Raw genomic sequence first — 18597 nt, forward strand, 5'->3', positions numbered from 1 at the left:
GGAACGGTTCTATCCCGTCGGCCGCCGGGTGTGCACGCCCCGCTTCCGGGCGCCCCGTCGCGCGCCGTACGTCTGCTGGGCGTCAGTCCGGGAAGCGGCGGCCCACCCAGCGCCAGGCCAGCTCCAGGAGCACCGCGGAGGCCGCCGCGACGGCGACCGCCGTCCACGGGAGCACCGTGCCCACCAGGCGCAGCGCGAAGAACTCCTGGAGGAACGGGGTCACCTGGACGACCGCGAACGCCGACGCCATGGTGAGCACCAGACCGATCCGCCACCAGGTGTAGGGGCGGGCGACGATCGCCAGCACCCACAGCGCGACCAGGAACAGCGTCAGCGTCGCCGCGCTGGTCTCGGCGGCCAGCGCGTCGGGGCCGGTGTAGTGGGAGCGGGCCAGCAGGTAGACGGAGAAGGTGGCCGTCGCGGCGATGACGCCGGAGGGGACCGCGTACCGCATCACCCGGCGCACGAAGTGCGGGCGGGCGCGCTCCTTGTTGGGGGCCAGGGCCAGGAAGAAGGCGGGGATGCCGATGGTCAGGCCGCCCAGCAGGGTCAGATGGCGGGGCAGGAACGGGTAGGGCACCTGGGAGCAGATGACCAGCAGCGCCAGCAGTACCGAGTAGACGGTCTTGGTGAGGAAGAGGTTGGCGACGCGCTCGATGTTGCCGATGACGCGGCGGCCCTCGGCGACGACCGAGGGCAGGGTGGCGAAGGAGTTGTTCAGCAGCACGATCTGTGCGACGGCCTTGGTGGCCTCCGAGCCCGAGCCCATGGAGACGCCGATGTCGGCGTCCTTCAGGGCCAGGACGTCGTTGACGCCGTCGCCGGTCATGGCGACGGTGTGGCCGCGGGACTGGAGGGCGCCGACCATGTCGCGCTTCTGCTGCGGGGTGACACGGCCGAAGACCGCGCCCTCTTCCAGGGCCGTCGCCAGTTCCTCGCGGTCGGCGGGGAGGGTGCGGGCGTCGACGGTGGACTTCGCGCCGGGCAGGCCGAGCTTGGCGGCGACGGCGCCGACGGAGACGGCGTTGTCGCCGGATATCACCTTCGCCGAGATGTCCTGGTCGGCGAAGTAGCGCAGCGTGGCCGGGGCCTCGGGGCGCAGCCGCTGCTCCAGGACGACCAGGGCGGCCGGCTCGGTGGCGGTGGTCGGGTCGGCGGCGAGTTCGGGGGCGTCCAGCGGGCGGGAGGTGCGGGCCAGCAGCAGCACCCGCAGTCCCTCCTCGTTGAGCCGGTCGGTCTCGGCGAGGGTGGCGGCCTGCCCGGGGTCGGCTGAGTCGAGGAGGACGTCCGGGGCGCCCAGCAGCCAGGTGTGCCCGGTGCCGTCCGGTTCGGTGAGGCGGGCGCCGCTGTACTTGCGGGCGGAGGAGAACGGCAGGGCGCCGCCGCAGCGCCAGTCCGCGGCGAGTTCGGCGGGGTGGGCGTCGACGATCGCCGTGAGGCTGGCGTTGGGGCGCGGGTCGCTGCCGCCGAAGGCGGCGAGGACCTGCCGTACGTACGCCGGGGCGGTGCCGTTCAGCGGGCGCACCTCGGCCACGTCCATGCCGCCCTCGGTGAGGGTGCCGGTCTTGTCCAGGCAGACGGTGTCGACGCGGGCCAGGCCCTCGATGGCGGGCAGCTCCTGCACCAGGCACTGCTGCCTGCCGAGCCGGATGACGCCGATGGCGAAGGCGATGGAGGTCAGCAGGACCAGGCCCTCGGGGACCATCGGCACGATGCCGCCGACCATGCGGCGGATCGCCTCGTCGGCGCTCTGGTCCTCGACGAACATCTGGCTGAGCACCAGGCCGGCCGCGGCCGGGACGATCATCCAGGTGATGTACTTGAGGATCTGGCTGATGCCGCTGCGCAGCTCGGAGTGGACGAGCGTGAAGCGGGACGCCTCCTCGGCGAGCTGGGCGGCGTACGCCTCGCGGCCGACCCGGGTGGTGGTGAAGGCGCCGCCGCCGGCGACGACGAAGCTGCCGGACATCACGGTGTCGCCGGGCCGCTTGTGCACCGGGTCGGCCTCGCCGGTGAGCAGCGACTCGTCGATCTCCAGCCCGTCGGACTCGACGACGGTGCCGTCCACGACGACCTTCTCGCCGGGGCCGAGCTCCACCACGTCGCCCAGGACGATCTCGTTGGTGCGGATCTCGGTCGCGGTCCCGTCGCGGCGGACGGTGGGCCTGGCCTCGCCGATGACGGCCAGGCTGTCCAGGGTCCGCTTGGCGCGCAGCTCCTGGATGATGCCGATGAGGGTGTTGGCGAGGATGACGAAGCCGAACAGGCCGTCCTGGATGGGGCCGACGACCAGGATGATCGCGAACAGGACGCCGATGATGGCGTTGAAGCGGGTGAAGACGTTGGCCCGGACGATGTCGGCGGTGGAGCGGGAGGACCGCACCGGGACGTCGTTGACCTCGCCGCGGGCGACGCGCTCGGCGACCTGGGCGGTGGTCAGGCCGGGGGCGGCCGGATCCGGGGCCGGACCGGTGTCCGTGGTGCCGGGCGCGGTACCGCCTCCGGGGCGGGGGTGCGGCACGGCGAGCGCCGTGCCGTCGGGCGGTGCCGTGGCGCCGCGTGTGGTGTCGACCCGTTCCGTCATGACGCAGACAGTACGAGGTGAAGGCGGTCCGGCGCGCGGGGGCCGGGACGACGGGGGGAGACATCCGGGGGGAATCGGGGGTGACGGACGTGCCCTTCCGGGCTCCCGCCGCCGTGCGGGGCGGCGGGAGCCCGGTGCGCCGGGTCAGCGGATGACGCGACCGGTCCAGACGCGGCTGTCGTAGAAGAAGTGCTCCACGGCGAGCTTGTGGCCGCCGCTGTGGTGGACGTAGATCACGACCTGCTCGTTGGGCCGTCCGTTGCTCAGGCTCGTTTTGTGGCAGGTGCCCGGGCTGACCGGGAAGGTGCCGAAGCTCCGCAGCGGGAACTCCGCGCTGATGGGGTGGGCGCTCTCGTTGCAGAGGTTCAGTCCGCCGCCGGCGGCGTTCGCCGGGGTCGCCAGACCGGCGAGGAGGACGGTGGACGCGGTGGTCAGGGCGGCGAGGGCCGCGGCGCGGCGCTTGACCTTCGTGAGTACGGGACTCCTTTCGGGAACCGTCCGGTGATCGGCCGGATCGGGATGTCCCGGACGGTAACCGTGCCAGGTGACGGCGCGGGGGTGTGGCTGAAGGGGGCGGGACGATCCGGAGCTGAAGGCTCCGCACGCGCTGGTGTAGGGGCCGTTCCTCCCTCCGGCCCGCCCGGAGGGTCGGTGCCGGTCCGTGGCGGTGCCCCGGTGGGCGGGGTGGGGGGCGGGGCGGGGACTTTCCGCGGGGAGGATGGGGAAGGGTTCTCTGCCCCGGCGGTCCCGCACCGCCGTACGCGGCGGTGCGGGACCGGGCAGCGCCGGGTCAGCGGACGACGCGGGTGTGCCAGGTGCGGCTGTCGTAGAAGAAGTGGTCCACGGCGAGCTTGTGGCCGCCGTCGTAGTGGGCGTAGACCACGACCTGCTCGTCGGCCTGTCCGCCGGCGATGGGGTTGCTCCAGCAGGTGCCGGGCCGGATCAGGGTCGTGCTCCAGCCGCCCCGCCGCGGGAACTCCCCGGTGATGCTCTGGGCACGCTCGTTGCAGAGGGTCATCCCGCTGCCGCGGCCGGGCAGGGGGATCTCGATGGCCGAGGCCGGGACGGCCAGGGCGGCCAGGAGGCCGGTCGTCACGGTCGCGAGGGCGGCCATACGGCGCACGCGCATATCTGCTCCTTGTCGGGAACCGTCCGGTGGTCGGCCGGATCAGCGCCCCGAACGTACGGCGGCTGCGGTGTCCGTGCGGTCGCGGTGGGTGCCCGGGCGGGCGGTCGGCGCGCGGGCCGGGGTTGAGCCGAGGAGCACGGTGTGGGAACGTGATCGGTTACGTCGTGCCCGGTTGTCCGCCGGCGCCGGGGTCCGGGGCGTCCCCGGTGCCGCCCGGGTCGTCCGCCGTGCGCCGGGCGCGCCGGATCGCCGCCTCGCGGCGGCGGACGAACCAGATGCCGTACAGGCCCAGGACGCCGCCCGCCAGGCAGGTCCACAGCCACCAGGTGCGGTCGTGGTCGGCGAACCAGCCGTAGAAGGGGAGCTGGACCAGGAACATCGTGAACCAGATGACCGTGCCGCCCACGACGACGGCGACGATGTTGCCCTCCAGTGGCTCGGGCGCCTCCCGCTTCCCGTCAGTCCACCTGCTCAAGCCCATCGTCGGCCCCTTCGGTCCTGGTCACCCCGTGGTCCGCCGTGTCCCGCGGCGGCTGGGACCAGCGTAACCACGTGGTGCGGTGGTGCCGCCCGGGGTGGGCCGGACGGCCCAACCGGTGGTTGGACGGGGGCCGGCGGGAGGGGCGGAGCGTGTGGGGAGGGTCACGGGAGGGGAGCGGAATGTCTACGCGCGCAGATGTCCTTTGCCGGTCATGGCGCGTTCATACTGAAGGCACCTGGGGCGGGCCGCCCCCTCCGCCGGAACGCCCAGGAACGATCTCCGTACCGCTCACCGAAGGTCACGCATGCCCGCTCCGGCCCCCGCCGCTCCGGAAAACCCGGCCGCCCCCGGCAAGGACTCCGGAACCCCGCCGCCCGACAGCGGCCTCGACCGGTTCTTCAAACTCTCCGAGCGAGGCTCGACCGTGGGCCGCGAGCTGCGTGGCGGACTCGCCACCTTCTTCGCGATGGCCTACATCATCGTGCTGAACCCGATCATCCTCGGCGCGGGCACCGACAAGTTCGGCCAGCAGCTCGACAACGCCCAGCTCGTCACCGCCACCGCGCTGATCGCCGGACTCACCACCGTCCTGATGGGGGTCATCGGCAACGTCCCCATCGCCCTGGCCGCCGGCCTGGGCATCAACGCCGTGGTATCCCTCCAGCTCGCGCCCCAGATGAGCTGGCCCGACGCGATGGGCATGGTCGTCCTGGCGGGCCTGGTGCTGATGGTCCTGGTCGCCTCCGGGCTGCGGGAACGCATCATGAACGTCATCCCCGGCGGGCTGCGGCGGGCCATCGCCATCGGCATCGGCCTGTTCATCACCCTCATCGGCCTGGTGGACTCCGGCTTCGTCACCCGCAACCCGGACGCCGCGCACACCACCGTTCCGCTCGGCCTCGGCCAGGGCGGTCAGCTCACGGGCTGGCCGGTGCTCGTCTTCGTGCTCGGTCTGGCACTGACGTTCGTGCTGATCACCCGGGGGGTCAGGGGCGCGATCCTGATCAGCATCGTGACGATGACCGTGGTGGCCGTGGTGATCAACACCATCGCCGAGATCCCCGACTCGGCCTGGGGCCTGGCCGTGCCGAACCTGCCCGAGAAGATCGTCAGCACCCCCGACTTCGGGCTGCTGGGCGAGGTCAGCCTCTTCGGCGGCTTCGCGGAGGTCGGCGTGCTGACCGGCTCGCTGTTCGTCTTCACCGTGCTGCTGTCCGGTTTCTTCGACGCGATGGGCACGATCATCGGTGTCGGCCACGAGGCGCGGCTGACCGACGAGCAGGGCCGGGTGCCCCGCATGGGCCGCATCCTGATGGTGGACGGCGTCGCCGTCGCGGGCGGCGGCCTCGGGTCCTGCTCGGCCAACACCTGCTTCGTGGAGTCCACCGCCGGCGTCGGCGAGGGCGCCCGCACCGGACTGGCCAACATCGCCACCGGCACCCTGTTCCTGCTGGCCCTGGTCTTCACCCCGCTGGCCACCGTGGTGCCCTCGCACGCCGCCACCCCGGCGCTGGTCGTCGTCGGCTTCATGATCATGGCGTCGAACGTGCGGGACATCGACTGGAGCGACCACACCGTCGCCGTTCCGGCGTTCCTGACGCTGATCTCGATGCCCTTCACCTACAGCATCACCAACGGCATCGGCATCGGGGTGCTCTCCTACATCCTGCTGCGCACCGCGACCGGGCGCTTCCGCGGGATCCCGTGGCTGCTGAACGCCGTCGGTGCCTGCTTCCTGGTCTACTTCCTGCTCGACCCGGTCGAGCAGTTGCTGGGGATCGGCTGACCGCTCCGCGGCGCGAGCGGGGCGGGCGACGGGGGCAGTCGACGGGGGCAGCTGATGGGGACAGGGGTGCCCGGACCGCGCGGTCCGGGCACCCCTGCTCCGTTGCGCGGCCCGTCCACAGGCGGGTGCCCCACCGTCCGCCGGCCGCATGGGGGCGCGCTCGCGGGGAAGGCGCGTCCGGCAGGACACCGCGCGTTCCGCGCGAATCCGCGCCGGTGACGGAAGCCACCTGCTCAAACCTTCCCCGAGCCAGTCATTAGGCGAAGTAATGAGTTAGGCTAATGAACATGCCGGATCTGTCCAGGGGCGAGGACGCCGAGGCCGTCAACGCCCTGCGTGCCGCCACCATGCGCCTCGCCCGCCGCATCAGGCACCAGCGCGTGGACGAGTCGCTGAGCCCGACCGAGATGTCGGTGCTCGGCACCCTCGCCCGCTGCGGCTCGGCCACTCCGGGCGAGCTGGCGCGCAGGGAACACGTCCAGCCGCCGTCGATGACCCGCATCGTGGCGATGCTGGAGGCCAAGGGCCTGGTCCGGCTGGAGCCGCACCGGGACGACCGCCGGCAGAAGGTGGTCACCCAGACCGAGCTGGCCGAGGAAGTGCTGGCCGCCAGCCGCCAGAAGCGGAACGCTTGGCTGGCCGGGCTCGCCGACGGTCTGGACGAGGACGAGTGGGCGCTGCTGCGCGCGGCGGCACCCGTCCTGGACAAGCTCGCGCAGCTGTAGCGCGGCAGAAGCAGAAGGAGTCGCACACGAGGAGGCGAAACCGACTTGAGTCCGGGAACCGGAGCACACTCCGCACCCGCGCCTGACGAGAACAGCAAGACCCGCACCACCGCCGAGGAGCCCGCCAGGCCCTCGATGTTCAGCTCGCTGCGCATCCGCAACTACCGGTTGTTCGCGATGGGGCAGCTCGTCTCCAACACCGGCACCTGGATGCAGCGGATCGCGCAGGACTGGCTGGTGCTCAGCATCACCGGTTCGGCCACGGCCGTCGGCATCACCACCGCGCTGCAGTTCCTCCCCATGCTGCTCCTCGGCCTGTACGGCGGGGTCATCGCCGACCGCTACGCCAAGCGCCGGCTGCTGCTGATCACCCAGACGGCGATGGGCCTGACCGGGCTCGCGCTCGCCGCGCTGACCCTCAGCGGCCAGGTCCAGGTCTGGCACGTCTACGCGCTGGCCCTCGTCCTGGGCCTGGCGACCGTCGTCGACAACCCCGCCCGGCAGACCTTCGTGTCCGAGATGGTCGGCCCCGAGCAGCTCCCCAACGCAGTCTCGCTCAACAGCGCCAACTTCCAGTCCGCCCGGCTGATCGGCCCGGCCGTCGCCGGTGTGCTGATCACGGCGGTGGGCAGCGGCTGGGCGTTCCTGCTCAACGGGCTGTCCTTCCTCGCGCCGATCGCCGGACTGCTGCTGATGCGCTCCGCCGAGCTGCACGTCATCGAGCGCGCCCCGCGCACCAAGGGACAGTTGCGGGAGGGCCTGCGCTACGTCAGGAGCCGGCCGGAGCTGATCTGGCCGATCACGCTCGTGGGCTTCGTCGGGACCTTCGGCTTCAACTTCCCGATCTGGCTCTCCGCCTTCACCGACAAGGTCTTCGAGGAGGGCGCGGGGACCTACGGCATGCTCAACACCCTGATGGCGGTCGGCTCGGTGACCGGCGCGCTGCTCGCCGCCCGCCGCGGCACGAGCCGGATGCGGATCATGGTCGGTGCCGCGCTGCTGTTCGGCGTGCTGGAGGTGACGGTGGCGCTCTCCCCGTCGTTCTGGCTCTTCGCCGCCCTGATGGTGCCGCTCGGCGTGGTCAGCATGACCTTCATCGTCACCGCGAACTCCAGCATCCAGCTCGCCTCCGATCCGGCCATGCGCGGCCGGGTGATGAGCCTGTACATGATGGTGTTCCTGGGCGGCACCCCGATCGGCGCACCGGTCGTGGGCTGGGTCACCGACGCCTACGGGGCGCGGATCGGCCTGCTGTCCGGCGGCCTGGTCTCCGCGCTGGCCGCCGTCGCCTCCGGCCTGGTGCTGGCCCGGATCAGCGGGCTGCGTCCCCGGATCGAGCTGCGGCACGGCCGCCGCCGGATGGTGTTCGTGCCGGTGGTGGCGGGGCCGGGCAGGCCCGGCGGAGGAGCGGCGCCGGAGGGGAAAGGGGAGCCGGGGGACATAGCGGGCGGGACGGCCGCCCCCGGTCCGTCCCCCGCCGGCAAGGAGAACGCCCCGGCCGGTACGGGGAACGTCCCGGCCGCCGTCCGCGCGCCGGAGCGGGGGCGGGAGCGCCGCGGGAAAATGCCGGTATGAGACTGTTCACGGCCGTCCTGCCGCCCCCGGCCGCCCTGGCGGAACTGGGGGCGGAGGTGGACCGGCTGACGGCGCTGCCCGGCGCCGGCCGGCTGCGCTGGACCCGGCCCGAGGGCCGGCACCTCACCCTCGCCTTCCTGGGCGAGGTGGACGAGGACCTCCTGCCGGAGCTGACCGAACGCCTGGGCCGCGCCGCGCGCCGCCATCCCGCCCACGGGCTGCGGCTGTCCGGCGGCGGGCGGTTCGGCGACCGGGTCCTGTGGACCGGGGTGGAGGGCGACCGCACCGCCCTGACCCGGCTGGCGGCCTCCGTCGCGGCCGGGGCCCGCCGGGCCGGGGTACCGGTGGAGGAGCGCCCCTACAAGCCGCACCTGACCCTCGCCCGGGCCGGCCGTACCGCCCGGGTGGACCTGCGCCCGTACGCGGCGGTCCTGGCCGGCTTCACCGGCCGCGACTGGCGGACGCACGAGCTGACCCTGGTGCGCAGCCGCCTGCCCGGCTCCGGGGTGCCCGGGGAGCAGCCCCGCTACGAGACGCTCCGGGCCTGGCCGCTGGACGGCTGACCGGGCGGGCTACGGTGGGGGCGTGGACCCGAAGACCCGCAGCCGCATCGTGAGCGGCGCACTGGCGCTGCTGCTCGCCGTGGTGATCCTGGCGGCCGTACTCGGCTGACCGGGACGGCCTGGCGGCGGGCAACCGGCCGCGCCGCCCGGGGAGCGCCCCGTCGCCTCCGCCGCGGCCCGGGCCCGCATGACCGCCGCCTCCTGCCGGACCCGTGGCCCGGAGCGGTGCCGTCCGGCCGCTGGGAAGCCACCCGGCCGCCCGACGGCGGCAGACCCGGGCGGCGCGGCGGCCGTACGGGTTCCCGTACGGCCGCCGTCCGTCACACGCCCCGCGGCCCTGGGTCCGTCACCAGGCGAACGCCTCCGGAGCCGGGCCCGGCCCCGGGAAGACCTCGTCCAGCGCGGACAGCAGCTCCTCGCCGAGCTCCAGCTCCACCGCGCGCAGCGCGGAGCCGAGCTGGTCGGCGGTGCGCGGCCCGATGATCGGACCGGTGACACCCGGCTGGGCGAGCAGCCAGGCCAGGGCGACCTCGCCGGGCTCCAGACCGTGCTCGCCGAGCAGGTCCTCGTACGCCTGGACCTGATCGCGCAGGCCGGGGTTGTTCGCCAGCGCCTCCGAGGAGCGGCGGCCGGGGTTCTCGCGCTCCTTGCGGAGCACCCCGCCCAGCAGGCCCGAGTTCAGCGGGGACCAGGGGATGACCCCCAGGCCGTAGCCCCGCGCGGCCGGGATGACCTCCATCTCGGCGCGGCGCTCGATCAGGTTGTACTTGCACTGCTCGCTGACCAGCCCGAGCCGGCCCGTGCGGGCGGCGGTCTCGTTGGCCTGCGCGATGTGCCAGCCGGCGAAGTTGGACGAGCCGACGTACAGCACCTTGCCCTGCTGCACCAGCACGTCCATGGCCTGCCAGATCTCTTCCCAGGGGGTGTTCCGGTCCACGTGGTGGAACTGGTACAGGTCGATGTGGTCGGTCTTCAGCCGCCGCAGGCTGGCCTCGACGGCCCGGCGGATGTTCAGCGCCGACAGCTTGTGGTGGTTGGGCCAGACGGCGTCGTCGGTGGCGGCCATGTTGCCGTACACCTTGGTGGCGAGCACCACCTTGTCCCGGCGGCCGCCGCCCTTGGCGAACCAGTTGCCGATGATCTCCTCGGTGCGGCCCTTGTTCTCGCCCCAGCCGTAGACGTTGGCGGTGTCGAAGAAGTTGATTTCCGCGTCGAGTGCGGCGTCCATGATGGTGTGGCTCTCGGCCTCCTCGGTCTGCGGACCGAAGTTCATCGTGCCGAGGACCAGTCGGCTGACCTGGAGACCGGTGCGTCCGAGCTGCGTGTACTTCATGTCCTACAGCCAACGTGTTCGAGTGCGCTCGACGCAAGAGGCGCCCGGTGGCGGTGCCCGGGCTTCGCCCGGTTGCCCGGTGGCCTCACACGCCGTCGTCCGGCGCGGCGTACGGGCCGCCGACGCCCCAGGCCCGGTGCAGGACGGCGGCGAAGGCGGCGGCGAGACGGTGCTCGCCGGACGCGGTGGGGTGGGTGCCGTCGTGGGTGTCGCGGTCCAGGTCCCAGTCGGGCGGCGGGGCCGGCAGCAGGGGGGAGGCGGGCGTGGACAGCTCGGCCGCCGCCTTGGCCAGCAGCTCGTTGAAGCGCTCGCACTCGGCGGCGAAGAAGGCGTCGTGCCGGGCCCGTACGTTGGGGATCACCGGCAGCAGCACCGCCCGCAGCCGCGGCTCGGCCCGGCGGGCCGCGGCCAGGAAGCGGTGGACGTTCTCCAGGGTGCCGTCGGCGCCGGTGTAGAAACCGAGGTCGATCAGGCCCAGGGAGACCAGCAGGGTGTCGGCGCGGTGCTCGCGCACCACGTCGCCGATCAGTGGTGCCATGTGCAGCCAGCCCTCGCCCCAGCCCGCCAGATGGCGGCGGGCGGACGCGGGGAAGCGGGGATCGGCGTAGTCGTGGGAGACGGGCGTGCCGGCCGCCGCGTCGTACAGCGTGTCGCGCGGGCCGACGATCTCGTACGCCTCGCCGAGCCGGCCGTACGTCCGCTCCAGGTGGCGCCACATGCGGTGGCGCCAGGTGTGCTCACCGGCGCCGCCGATGGTCATGGAGTCGCCGACGAACAGAACGCGCATCGGCACATCCTGCCGGAAGGCGGGTGTGACCCGCGGTGTGATGCCTGTCACGGAGGGCCGGGACGGGGGCGCGGGGGCCGCCGGAGCGCCGGCGGCCCCCGCCCGGGTCACTCGGCCCCGACCTCCCGGCGCAGTTCCACCAGCGCCCGCAGGGCGTTGCTGTACATCTGCACGCTCTTCTCGCTGTGGGTGTCGATCGCGGTCCTGACCTCCTTGAACGCCTTGGCGATGGTCTCGTCCAGCTCGTTCCGGTCGACACCGTTCACACCGCTCATACCGGCTCTCCTCTCTCTCGTCTTCCGGTGCTTCTTCTCTTCTTCCCGGCCCGGTCCGGCCGGCCCCGGTCAGCCCCGGCTGACGGGCCACCAGGTGATGTTCTGCCAGGTGCCGCAGTCCGCCGCGTTCGCGGTCCCCCGGCACACGGCGAGTGAGGCCGTGGTGGTGGGCATGTGGGGCGACTGCCGCACCTCGACCCCGGTGGTGCCGGGGCCGCAGATCTCCGCGTACTTGTGGGCCGGCATCGGGGCGAGGTCGAACGTGAACCGGATCCATACGGAGTAGCATTCGCTGCCGGTGTTGATCAACTCGCCTTCGAGTACCAGGGTGCGGGTGAAGATGGTCCCGCTCGACTCGATCCAGCGTTCCCCCGTCGCCGTGGCCGTGCCGTGCCGGGCCGACCACTCCACGGCGGCCGGTCCCGCGGCCGTGGTCTCCGCGGCGTTCGCGGGCGCCGCGGCGGTGGCCAGCAGGGCGCCGGTGGCCGCCGCGAGGGCGGCACGGACAGGTCTGCGCATCAGATGGTCTCCTCCTCTTTCCTCTTCTTCCCGGTCTGCCGCCCGCCGGTCCGCCCGCCGGCCCCCGCCCGGCCGCTTCCCGGTGACAGGTCGGGGGAGTGCCGCAGCCCGTGGTGGCGGCGGAGCGCGGACAGGGCGGCGAGATGGCCGCACATGCCGTGCACGGACGGTCCGGGCGGGGTGGCGGCCGAGCACAGGTACACCCCGGGCAGCGGGGTGCGGTACGGGTTCCAGCGGGCGGCGGGGCGGGCGATGGACTGGCGCAGGGTCAGGGCGCCGGCCCCGATGTCGCCGCCGGTGTAGTTGGGGTTGTAGGTCTCGTAGTCGGCGGCGGGGATGCCGCGGGCGGCGACGATCGTGTCGGTGAAGCCGGGCGCGTACTGCTCGATGCGGCGGCGGATCAGCTCCACCGGGTCGCGCCGGTCGCCGTTGGGGACGTGGGCGTAGGCCCACACCGGCCGCCGGCCGCCCGCGGCGCGGGAGGGGTCGGTGACGGCGGGGTCGACGACCAGGACGAAGGGGTCCGGTACGGGCCTTCCGGCGGCGGTGGCGTTCTCCTGCCGCAGGATGTCGGCCCGGGTGCCGCCCAGGTGGACGGTGCCGGCCCGGCCCACCAGCGGGTTCCGCCAGGGGATCGGCGCGGAGACCAGGAAGTCGGCCTTGGCGGCGCCGGGGCCGTAGCGGTAGCGCTGCAGGGCGCGGCGGTAGCGGGTGGGCAGCCGGTGGCCGGCCAGGGCGAGGAACTCGCGGGGGCCGACGTCCAGCAGGACCAGCGGGATGTCGCCGAGTTCGGCCAGGTCGCGGACGTGGTGGCCGGTGTGGAGGGTGCCGCCGTGCGCGGTGATGTCGGCGATCATCGCCTCGGCGATGCGGCCGCTGCCGCCTTCCGGCAGTGGCCAGCCGGTGCTGTGGGCGAGGTGGCCCAGCAGCAGCGCGATCGCCGCCGCGGGCAGGGAGGGCAGCCGGCCGACCGCGTGGGCGGCCACCCCGGTCAGCAGCGCCTCGGCCGCCTCGGTGGCGAACCGGCTCCGGGCGGTGGTCTGGGCCGGGACCCGCAGCGCGAGCCGCAGTGCTGCGAGCGGGTCCCGGGGCACGGTGCGCTGGCCGGACAGCAGCAGGTCCACCACGCCCTCGCTGCGGTCGGTCAGCGGTTCCATCAGTTTCCGCCAGCGGGGGCCGTCGGTGCCCAGGTGCTCGGCGGTACGGGCGAGGCCGCGCCAGGCGGCGGCGGCCCGCCCGCCGGGCAGGGGGTGGGCGTAGGGGACGGTGGGCTGGAGCAGCCGCACCCCCCGGGCGGGCAGGTCGAAGCGGCGGAAGAACCGGGAGGCGGCGGCCATCGGGTGGACGGCCGAGCACAGGTCGTGCGGCACGTCGCGGTCGAACAGCGGCGCGGTGCGCAGCCCGCCGCCGGCGGTGTCCGCCTTCTCGAACAGCGCCACCCGCAGACCGGCCCGGGCCAGGGTCACCGCGGCGGCCAGCCCGTTGGGCCCGGTGCCCACGATCGCGGCATCGGTCACCGTGCGGCCTCCGCCGGCGTGAGCCGCCGCCCGGCGTCCGTCTCCGCTCCCGTCCCCGTCGCCCCTGTCCCCGCCTTCGGCCGCGGTTCCGCCTTCGGTTCCGCGCCCGTGGGGGCGAGCTGCTGTCCGGCGAGCCGGCGGTAGGTGTCGTCGGAGGCCATCAGGCCGGCGTGCGTGCCGGCGGCGCGCAGCCGTCCGTCCTCCAGGACGAGGATGCGGTCGGCGTCCACCACGGTGGAGATGCGGTGCGCGATGGTGAGGACCTGGCAGCGGGTGCCCACGGTGGTGATGGCGGCGCGCAGTGCCGTCTCGGAGTCGGAGTCGAGGTTGGAGGTGGCCTCGTCCAGCAGGAGCACGTCGGGCCGGGCCAGCAGGGCGCGGGCGATGGCCAGCCGCTGTCGCTGCCCGCCGGACAGCCCGATGCCGTTCTCGCCGAGTTCGGTGTCCAGACCGCCCGGCAGGGCGTCGACGACCTCGGCGAAGTGGGCCGCCTCGACGGCCTCCCGGATCTCCCCGGCGGTGGCGTCGGGACGGGCGTAGGTGAGGTTCTCCCGCACGGTGCCGCGCATCAGCGGCGCCTCCTGCTCGACCAGGGCGACCCGGGCCCGCAGCTCGTCCAGCGGCAGGGCGGCGACGTCGGTGCCCAGGACGCGGACGGTGCCCCGGTCGGGGTCCTGGAAGCGCTCGATGAGCTGGAACAGGGTGGTCTTCCCGGCGCCGGACGGGCCGACGATCGCGGTCACCCCGGTGGCGGGCAGTGAGAAGGACACCCCGGCCACCGCGGGGGCGGAGGTGCCGGGGTAGCCGAAGGTGACGTCGTCGAACTCGACCGCCGCGGCGCTTCCGGCGGGGCGGTCGGGGACGCTTCCGCCGGTGTCCTCCTGCTCGACGGCGGCCAGTTCCCGGACCCGGTCGATGGCCGCCCGGCCCTGCTGGAACTCCCCGAGCGCCATGAACAGCATCACCAGCGGGGAGACCAGGTAGAACAGGTACATGATGAACGCGGTGAGGTCCTCCAGGGAGAGGCTCCCGGTGGCGGTGCGGGCCATGCCCCAGGCGATCACCACGGCCAGCGACACCTGGGTGCCGACGTTCATGGCCGGCATCAGCATCGCCGACAGCCGGGTCACCCGGACGCCGCTGCCCCGCGCGGCGTCGGCGAGCTCCCGCAGCCGCTCGGCCTCCCGGGCCTCGGCGCGGGAGGCCTTCACGGTGGTCAGCGCGCCCAGCACCCGCAGCAGCCCGGAGCCGTAGGCGCTGGTGTCCTCCCGGTTGGTCACCGCCGCCCGGCGGACCGCGCGGGCCAGGGCCAGCGCGACGGCCGAGGCGGTGCCCAGGCAGCCGACGGTGACCAGCAGCATCCGCCAGTCGAGCCACGCCATGACGGCGATGCAGCCGACGGTGGTGAACCCGGCGGTGATCATCTGCGCCACGGAGGAGGACAGCGCGATCCGGGCGATGGCGGTGTCCGCGACGGTGCGGGTGAACACGTCACCGTGCTCGAGCCGGTTGAACGCCCGGATCCGGGAGTGGAGGAGACGGCCGGTCAGGGTGGTGCGCATGTCGAGGACGATGTTCTCCCCGGCGCGGCCGATCAGATAGAAGTGCGTGGCGGCCAGCAGCGCGTCGGCGGCGAACAGCGCGGCGATCAGCACGATCGGCCGGGTCACCGGCTCGTCCAGCGCGACGGCCTCGATCAGGTCGCCGATCAGCAGGGGCTGCAGCAGGGTGGCGGCGGTGCCCGCCAGGCCGAGGAGCGTGCCGACGGCCAGCAGCAGCCGGTGACGGCGGACGATGGCGGATATGTTCATCGGGAGTCCTCCCGGACGGGGCGGTCGGCGGTGGGGCGGGAAACCCGGTGGGCGGGGGAGGGGGTCAGGGACCGTCCTCGCCGAAGAGGACCGCGGCGAGCAGGGCGAGGCTCGCGGCGGAGCCGAGTCCCTTCGCCCAGGTCTCCCGGGTGAGGGGACCGTCCTTGAACATCACCAGGGTGAGCGGTGTGGCGATGGCGAGCGCGGTGGTGAAGCACGCCACGCGGTGTGCGGTCGGCACTGTCGGTCCCTTTCCGTGCGGTTGCGTGGTCACGCCGCGGCGCGTGCGACGTACCAGTCGTAGGGCGCGGGCCCCTCGGCGGGGATCACCCGCTCGACCTCGAAGCCGGCCCGCCGCAGGCAGCCGGTCACCTCCTCGCGCCCGACGAGGAGGATCCGCTCGGCGAACTCCACCGGCGGCCGGTCCTCCTCCTCGACCCGGGTCGCCATGGTGAGCAGGTCCGCGTCGTCGAGGGTGGTGGTGAAGGTGGCGGTGCCGGTGCCGTTCGGGGTGGGCATCGTCACCGGGCCGGCCTGGGCCAGCGGCCGGTAGGCGGCGGTGGCGTAGTACTCCATGGACAGGGTGGCGCCGGGCTCCAGCACCTCCCGGACGTGGGCGAGGGCCGCGGTGAGCTCCTCGCACGACTCGACGCAGGCCAGCGAGCCCATGGTGGCGTACGCGGCGCCGAAGCGGCCGGTGAGCGGCAGGGGGCGGCGGAAGTCGGCCCGCACCAGCGTCACGTTGGCGGGCACGCCCTTGGCGCGGAACCGCTCCAGCATCGGCCCGGAGTTGTCCACGCCGACCAGTTCGGCGGCCAGTCCGGCGACGGGGACGGCGACCCGGCCGGTGCCCACGCCGACCTCCAGCACGCGCGTTCCGGTGACGTACGGGCGCAGGCGTTCCACGTCCGCGCCGGTGGGCATGGCGGAGGCGATCATGGAGTCGTACACGGAGGCGACGGCCGCGCCGTACTGCGCCGCCTGATCCGCCGCCTGGCCCGCCGTCGGGTCCGCAGCCTGATCCGTCGTCGGGGCCGCCGTCGGGACGGTGTGCTGGCTCAAGGGGTCACCTTCTCGTAGTCCAGGACCAGGTCGTACTTGGGGTCCTCGCTGTGGTCGTAGCCGGAGTAGCGCACGAGCATCACCTGGAAGAGCGGGTAGCCGGGCTCGGGGGTGATGCGCCTGCGGACGAAGTCGTTGACCAGCCGGTAGGCGGCCTCCTTGGCCTCCTTGTGCAGCGGGGTCATCGCGGCGGTGTTGTGCACCAGGGTGGAGGCCACGTCGAAGATGGCCTTCTCGATCCGCCGGCCGGGGAACCAGACGGCGTGGACCAGCCTGCGCGGGGTGACGGGGTACACCTCGCGCCACTCGGTGTGCTCCGTGCGGTCCTCGCTGGCCAGCCGGTACAGGAAGTGCTGGTCGTCCATCGCCGGAGTGGGTGCGAAGAACCGCCAGTTGGGGATGAGGATGCCGGCGCCCGTCCTGTCCATGTTGCGCAGCTTGTCGTAGCTGCGGTCGGGGTACTGGCTGAGCACCGTCGCCACGAACCACCCGGCGAGGACGGCGGGGACCGACCGGCTCAGCGCCGTGCGCACCATCACGCCGCCTCCTTCCGCGCGGCGGACTCAGTGGACTCAGTGGGCTCGGCCGGCTCGTCGGACGCGCCGGGCCCGTCGGACGCGGCCCGCACGGCGGCGCGGCGTACGGCCTCCTGGAGGACCTCCTGGATCAGCTTCGCCGTCAGGGGCGCGTGGTCGGGGCTGCCGAGCACCGACAGATGGCTGGAGCCGGGGACGGTGGAGATCCGGCCGCCGGTGCCGGAGGCGAGGTACTCCTCGTACAGGTCGTTGTGCTCGGGGGTGCCCTGCATGGTGGACTCGGCGGCCACCACCGAGACGGGGACGTCCAGCCGGTCCAGGGGCCGGCCGCCGTCGAGCATGAACGCGTAGGAGTAGTTCCACTCGCGCAGCGCGGTGCGCCACACGCCGGGGACGGAGCTCTCCAGCCGGAGCTTGCGGTAGTGGGGGCTGCCCTCGGCGTAGGCGAACAGGCCCTTCTTGTCCATCAGCAGACCGGAGCCGAGCATCGCCGCCAGCGGGCCGAGCTTCATCGTCAGGTTCACCCCGCGCGAGCCCTCGCGCTGCTTGCGGGAGTGGAGCAGTTCCCGGGGGTGGGTGGGGTCGACCAGGACCAGCCCGTGCACCCGGCCGGGCAGGGCGGCGGCCGCGCGGTGGGCGAGGTAGCCGCCCAGGGAGTGCCCGGCCAGTACGCAGGGCACGTCCTCGCCGACGGTGTCGGCGACGACCTCCGCCAGGTCGCAGACGGATTCGTGGAAGGAGTAGTCCTCCGGGCAGCGCCGCAGCGATCCGCGGTACCCGGCCCGGTCGTACAGCACCACCGAGACGGAGGGATCGAGGTGGTCGGCGATCAGCAGCCAGGCCGAGGAGGTGTTCATCAGGCCCGCCTCGCACACCAGGACCGGGCCGTCCGCCGCGCCGCGCCGCACGTGGTGGGTGACGATGTTCCCGCTGCCGCAGCGGAGCCTGCGCCGCTCGAAGCCGGCGTGGCCGGCGAGCGTCCGGAGGGTGGCGTACTTCTGGTGGACGAGTCCGGCCGCCAGACAGGCCGCCAGGCCGGCGACGGTCAGCCGGGGGAAGGTCGGCTCGTTCACGCCGCCTCCCCGGTGCCCCTGGCCAGCGCCCGCACGGACGGGTAGGTGGAGACGAACGCCCACACGAAGCGGGACAGGCCCATGAAGCGGGCGTTGGCCAGGTGGAAGGAGCCCATCGCGGCCAGCCCGGCGTCGATGTACTTTCCCCGCCCCAGCAGCAGCAGCGGGAAGCCGCACTCCAGGGCGAGCACGGCGTGGCAGAGCGCGCGGGAGGCGGCCGGGTACCGGCTGAGCTGCTTGAAGAACCACTCGTCGCCGTAGGTCTGGGTGCGCATGATCTTCACCAGGGCGTCGCCGGAGCGCCAGGCGTCACCGGGGAGCTTGGCCCAGCCGGAGGCCCCGTAGGACAGGGCGGTCTGGGCGCCGATGAACTGCACCGCCGCCCGGCGGCTGGCGTCGGTGCCGCCGGCGCGGCCCAGCGCGGCGGCGGTCTGCACCAGGAACGACACCTGGTCGGAGCCGTCGGTGCCGAACAGATGCCGGGGGTAGATCAGGACCTGGCTGGCGGACAGGTAGGCGTTGGCGGCCATCCGCACGGTGTTGTTGCGCACCGGGGAGATGAGCACCGCGGCGGCCACGGCGCGGGTGCCGTGGATGGTCTGGGTGACCGCCTCCCGGGCGACGAAGTCCCTGACCTTGCCCATCACCTTGGTCTTGGCCGGGACCTGGGCCCTGGTGTGGGTCCAGTCGTTCAGGCCGCCCGGCTCCCGGTCGGCCTTGCGGACCATGTACTCGAGGCTGGACAGCAGGTGGGTGGCGGCGGAGAGCCGCTCGGCGGTGGAGAGCGGTCTGGCGCACGCCGTGTCTACGGCCTTGCGGAGACGTGACAGCATGATCTGCT

19 protein-coding genes are annotated in these 18597 nt (G+C 73.5%); 4 read left to right on the forward strand and 15 right to left on the reverse strand.

Annotated features, from left to right (window positions below; genetic code table 11):
• Window positions 1–82: 82 nt before the first annotated feature.
• The 4 genes from CUT44_RS10745 to CUT44_RS10760 all read right to left on the reverse strand — a co-directional run bounded on the left by CUT44_RS10745 (window position 83) and on the right by CUT44_RS10760 (window position 4194).
• Window positions 83–2584, reverse strand: coding sequence for an HAD-IC family P-type ATPase (locus tag CUT44_RS10745; RefSeq protein WP_100201706.1), 2502 nt, complete (start codon window positions 2582–2584; stop codon window positions 83–85).
• A 144-nt stretch (window positions 2585–2728) separates the two neighbouring features.
• Window positions 2729–3337 (reverse strand): hypothetical protein, encoded by a 609-nt coding sequence (locus tag CUT44_RS10750; RefSeq protein WP_100201707.1) that lies wholly within the window; start codon window positions 3335–3337, stop codon window positions 2729–2731.
• Window positions 3338–3374: 37 nt separating this feature from the next.
• Window positions 3375–3713, reverse strand: a complete 339-nt coding sequence (locus CUT44_RS10755; RefSeq protein WP_100201708.1) for a hypothetical protein — start codon at window positions 3711–3713, stop codon at window positions 3375–3377.
• Window positions 3714–3870: 157 nt separating this feature from the next.
• Entirely contained in the window at window positions 3871–4194 is a 324-nt protein-coding gene (locus tag CUT44_RS10760; RefSeq protein ID WP_233221337.1) for a DUF2530 domain-containing protein, read from the reverse strand.
• Window positions 4195–4498: 304 nt separating this feature from the next.
• Here CUT44_RS10760 and CUT44_RS10765 point away from each other — a divergent pair, with 304 nt between their 5' ends.
• The 4 genes from CUT44_RS10765 to thpR all read left to right on the forward strand — a co-directional run bounded on the left by CUT44_RS10765 (window position 4499) and on the right by thpR (window position 8843).
• Window positions 4499–5980: an NCS2 family permease gene (locus tag CUT44_RS10765; protein ID WP_100201709.1), complete on the forward strand. Its 1482-nt coding sequence runs from the start codon at window positions 4499–4501 to the stop codon at window positions 5978–5980.
• A 287-nt stretch (window positions 5981–6267) separates the two neighbouring features.
• A complete protein-coding gene (locus tag CUT44_RS10770) occupies window positions 6268–6705 on the forward strand; it encodes a MarR family winged helix-turn-helix transcriptional regulator (RefSeq protein ID WP_100201893.1) in 438 nt (145 codons plus the stop codon).
• Window positions 6706–6750: 45 nt separating this feature from the next.
• Window positions 6751–8280, forward strand: a complete 1530-nt coding sequence (locus CUT44_RS10775; protein WP_100201710.1) for an MFS transporter — start codon at window positions 6751–6753, stop codon at window positions 8278–8280.
• The gene (thpR, locus tag CUT44_RS10780) at window positions 8277–8843 is read left to right on the forward strand and encodes an RNA 2',3'-cyclic phosphodiesterase (RefSeq protein ID WP_100201711.1); all 567 of its coding nucleotides are present in this window, start codon (window positions 8277–8279) and stop codon (window positions 8841–8843) included. Before CUT44_RS10775 ends, thpR begins: the two co-directional genes overlap by 4 nt.
• 346 nt (window positions 8844–9189) lie before the next feature.
• Here the strand turns inward: thpR and CUT44_RS10785 are convergent, their stop codons facing one another.
• The 11 genes from CUT44_RS10785 to CUT44_RS10825 form a co-directional block, all read right to left on the reverse strand.
• Window positions 9190–10176, reverse strand: coding sequence for an aldo/keto reductase (locus CUT44_RS10785; RefSeq protein WP_100201712.1), 987 nt, complete (start codon window positions 10174–10176; stop codon window positions 9190–9192).
• Between the two features lie 85 nt (window positions 10177–10261).
• On the reverse strand, window positions 10262–10963 hold the full coding sequence (locus CUT44_RS10790) for a GDSL-type esterase/lipase family protein (protein ID WP_100201894.1): 702 nt from the start codon (window positions 10961–10963) through the stop codon (window positions 10262–10264).
• 107 nt (window positions 10964–11070) lie between these two features.
• Window positions 11071–11238, reverse strand: a complete 168-nt coding sequence (locus CUT44_RS33040; protein WP_158239587.1) for a hypothetical protein — start codon at window positions 11236–11238, stop codon at window positions 11071–11073.
• 69 nt (window positions 11239–11307) lie between these two features.
• The gene (locus tag CUT44_RS10795; protein WP_100201713.1) at window positions 11308–11757 is read right to left on the reverse strand and encodes a hypothetical protein; all 450 of its coding nucleotides are present in this window, start codon (window positions 11755–11757) and stop codon (window positions 11308–11310) included.
• Entirely contained in the window at window positions 11757–13274 is a 1518-nt protein-coding gene (locus CUT44_RS10800; protein ID WP_100201714.1) for a phytoene desaturase family protein, read from the reverse strand. Before CUT44_RS10800 ends, CUT44_RS10795 begins: the two co-directional genes overlap by 1 nt.
• Entirely contained in the window at window positions 13271–15085 is a 1815-nt protein-coding gene (locus CUT44_RS10805; RefSeq protein ID WP_100201715.1) for an ABC transporter ATP-binding protein, read from the reverse strand. The genes CUT44_RS10800 and CUT44_RS10805 overlap by 4 nt, the downstream gene beginning before the upstream one ends.
• Window positions 15086–15149: 64 nt before the next feature.
• Complete coding sequence (locus CUT44_RS33045) at window positions 15150–15326, reverse strand: hypothetical protein (protein WP_158239588.1); 177 nt, start codon at window positions 15324–15326, stop codon at window positions 15150–15152.
• Window positions 15327–15355: 29 nt separating this feature from the next.
• Window positions 15356–16147 (reverse strand): class I SAM-dependent methyltransferase, encoded by a 792-nt coding sequence (locus CUT44_RS10810; protein ID WP_100201716.1) that lies wholly within the window; start codon window positions 16145–16147, stop codon window positions 15356–15358.
• Entirely contained in the window at window positions 16144–16686 is a 543-nt protein-coding gene (locus CUT44_RS10815; protein ID WP_146252195.1) for a hypothetical protein, read from the reverse strand. Before CUT44_RS10815 ends, CUT44_RS10810 begins: the two co-directional genes overlap by 4 nt.
• Window positions 16683–17756, reverse strand: coding sequence for an alpha/beta fold hydrolase (locus tag CUT44_RS10820; protein ID WP_100201718.1), 1074 nt, complete (start codon window positions 17754–17756; stop codon window positions 16683–16685). The genes CUT44_RS10815 and CUT44_RS10820 overlap by 4 nt, the downstream gene beginning before the upstream one ends.
• Window positions 17753–18589: a hypothetical protein gene (locus CUT44_RS10825; RefSeq protein WP_100201719.1), complete on the reverse strand. Its 837-nt coding sequence runs from the start codon at window positions 18587–18589 to the stop codon at window positions 17753–17755. Before CUT44_RS10825 ends, CUT44_RS10820 begins: the two co-directional genes overlap by 4 nt.
• Window positions 18590–18597: the final 8 nt, after the last annotated feature.

It is taken from the genome of Streptomyces carminius (assembly GCF_002794255.1).
GTDB lineage: Bacteria > Actinomycetota > Actinomycetes > Streptomycetales > Streptomycetaceae > Streptomyces > Streptomyces carminius.

Excerpts from the sequence above, each read along its gene's own strand:
- CUT44_RS10745 (WP_100201706.1), bottom strand. The coding sequence starts at position 2,584 with ATGACGGAACGGGTCGACACCACACGCGGCGCCACGGCACCGCCCGAC.
- CUT44_RS10755 (WP_100201708.1), bottom strand. The coding sequence starts at position 3,713 with ATGCGCGTGCGCCGTATGGCCGCCCTCGCGACCGTGACGACCGGCCTC.
- CUT44_RS10760 (WP_233221337.1), bottom strand. The coding sequence starts at position 4,194 with ATGGGCTTGAGCAGGTGGACTGACGGGAAGCGGGAGGCGCCCGAGCCA.
- CUT44_RS10765 (WP_100201709.1), top strand. The coding sequence starts at position 4,499 with ATGCCCGCTCCGGCCCCCGCCGCTCCGGAAAACCCGGCCGCCCCCGGC.
- CUT44_RS10770 (WP_100201893.1), top strand. The coding sequence starts at position 6,268 with ATGCCGGATCTGTCCAGGGGCGAGGACGCCGAGGCCGTCAACGCCCTG.
- thpR (WP_100201711.1), top strand. The coding sequence starts at position 8,277 with ATGAGACTGTTCACGGCCGTCCTGCCGCCCCCGGCCGCCCTGGCGGAA.
- CUT44_RS10785 (WP_100201712.1), bottom strand. The coding sequence starts at position 10,176 with ATGAAGTACACGCAGCTCGGACGCACCGGTCTCCAGGTCAGCCGACTG.
- CUT44_RS10790 (WP_100201894.1), bottom strand. The coding sequence starts at position 10,963 with ATGCGCGTTCTGTTCGTCGGCGACTCCATGACCATCGGCGGCGCCGGT.
- CUT44_RS33040 (WP_158239587.1), bottom strand. The coding sequence starts at position 11,238 with ATGAGCGGTGTGAACGGTGTCGACCGGAACGAGCTGGACGAGACCATC.
- CUT44_RS10795 (WP_100201713.1), bottom strand. The coding sequence starts at position 11,757 with ATGCGCAGACCTGTCCGTGCCGCCCTCGCGGCGGCCACCGGCGCCCTG.
- CUT44_RS10805 (WP_100201715.1), bottom strand. The coding sequence starts at position 15,085 with ATGAACATATCCGCCATCGTCCGCCGTCACCGGCTGCTGCTGGCCGTC.
- CUT44_RS10825 (WP_100201719.1), bottom strand. The coding sequence starts at position 18,589 with ATGCTGTCACGTCTCCGCAAGGCCGTAGACACGGCGTGCGCCAGACCG.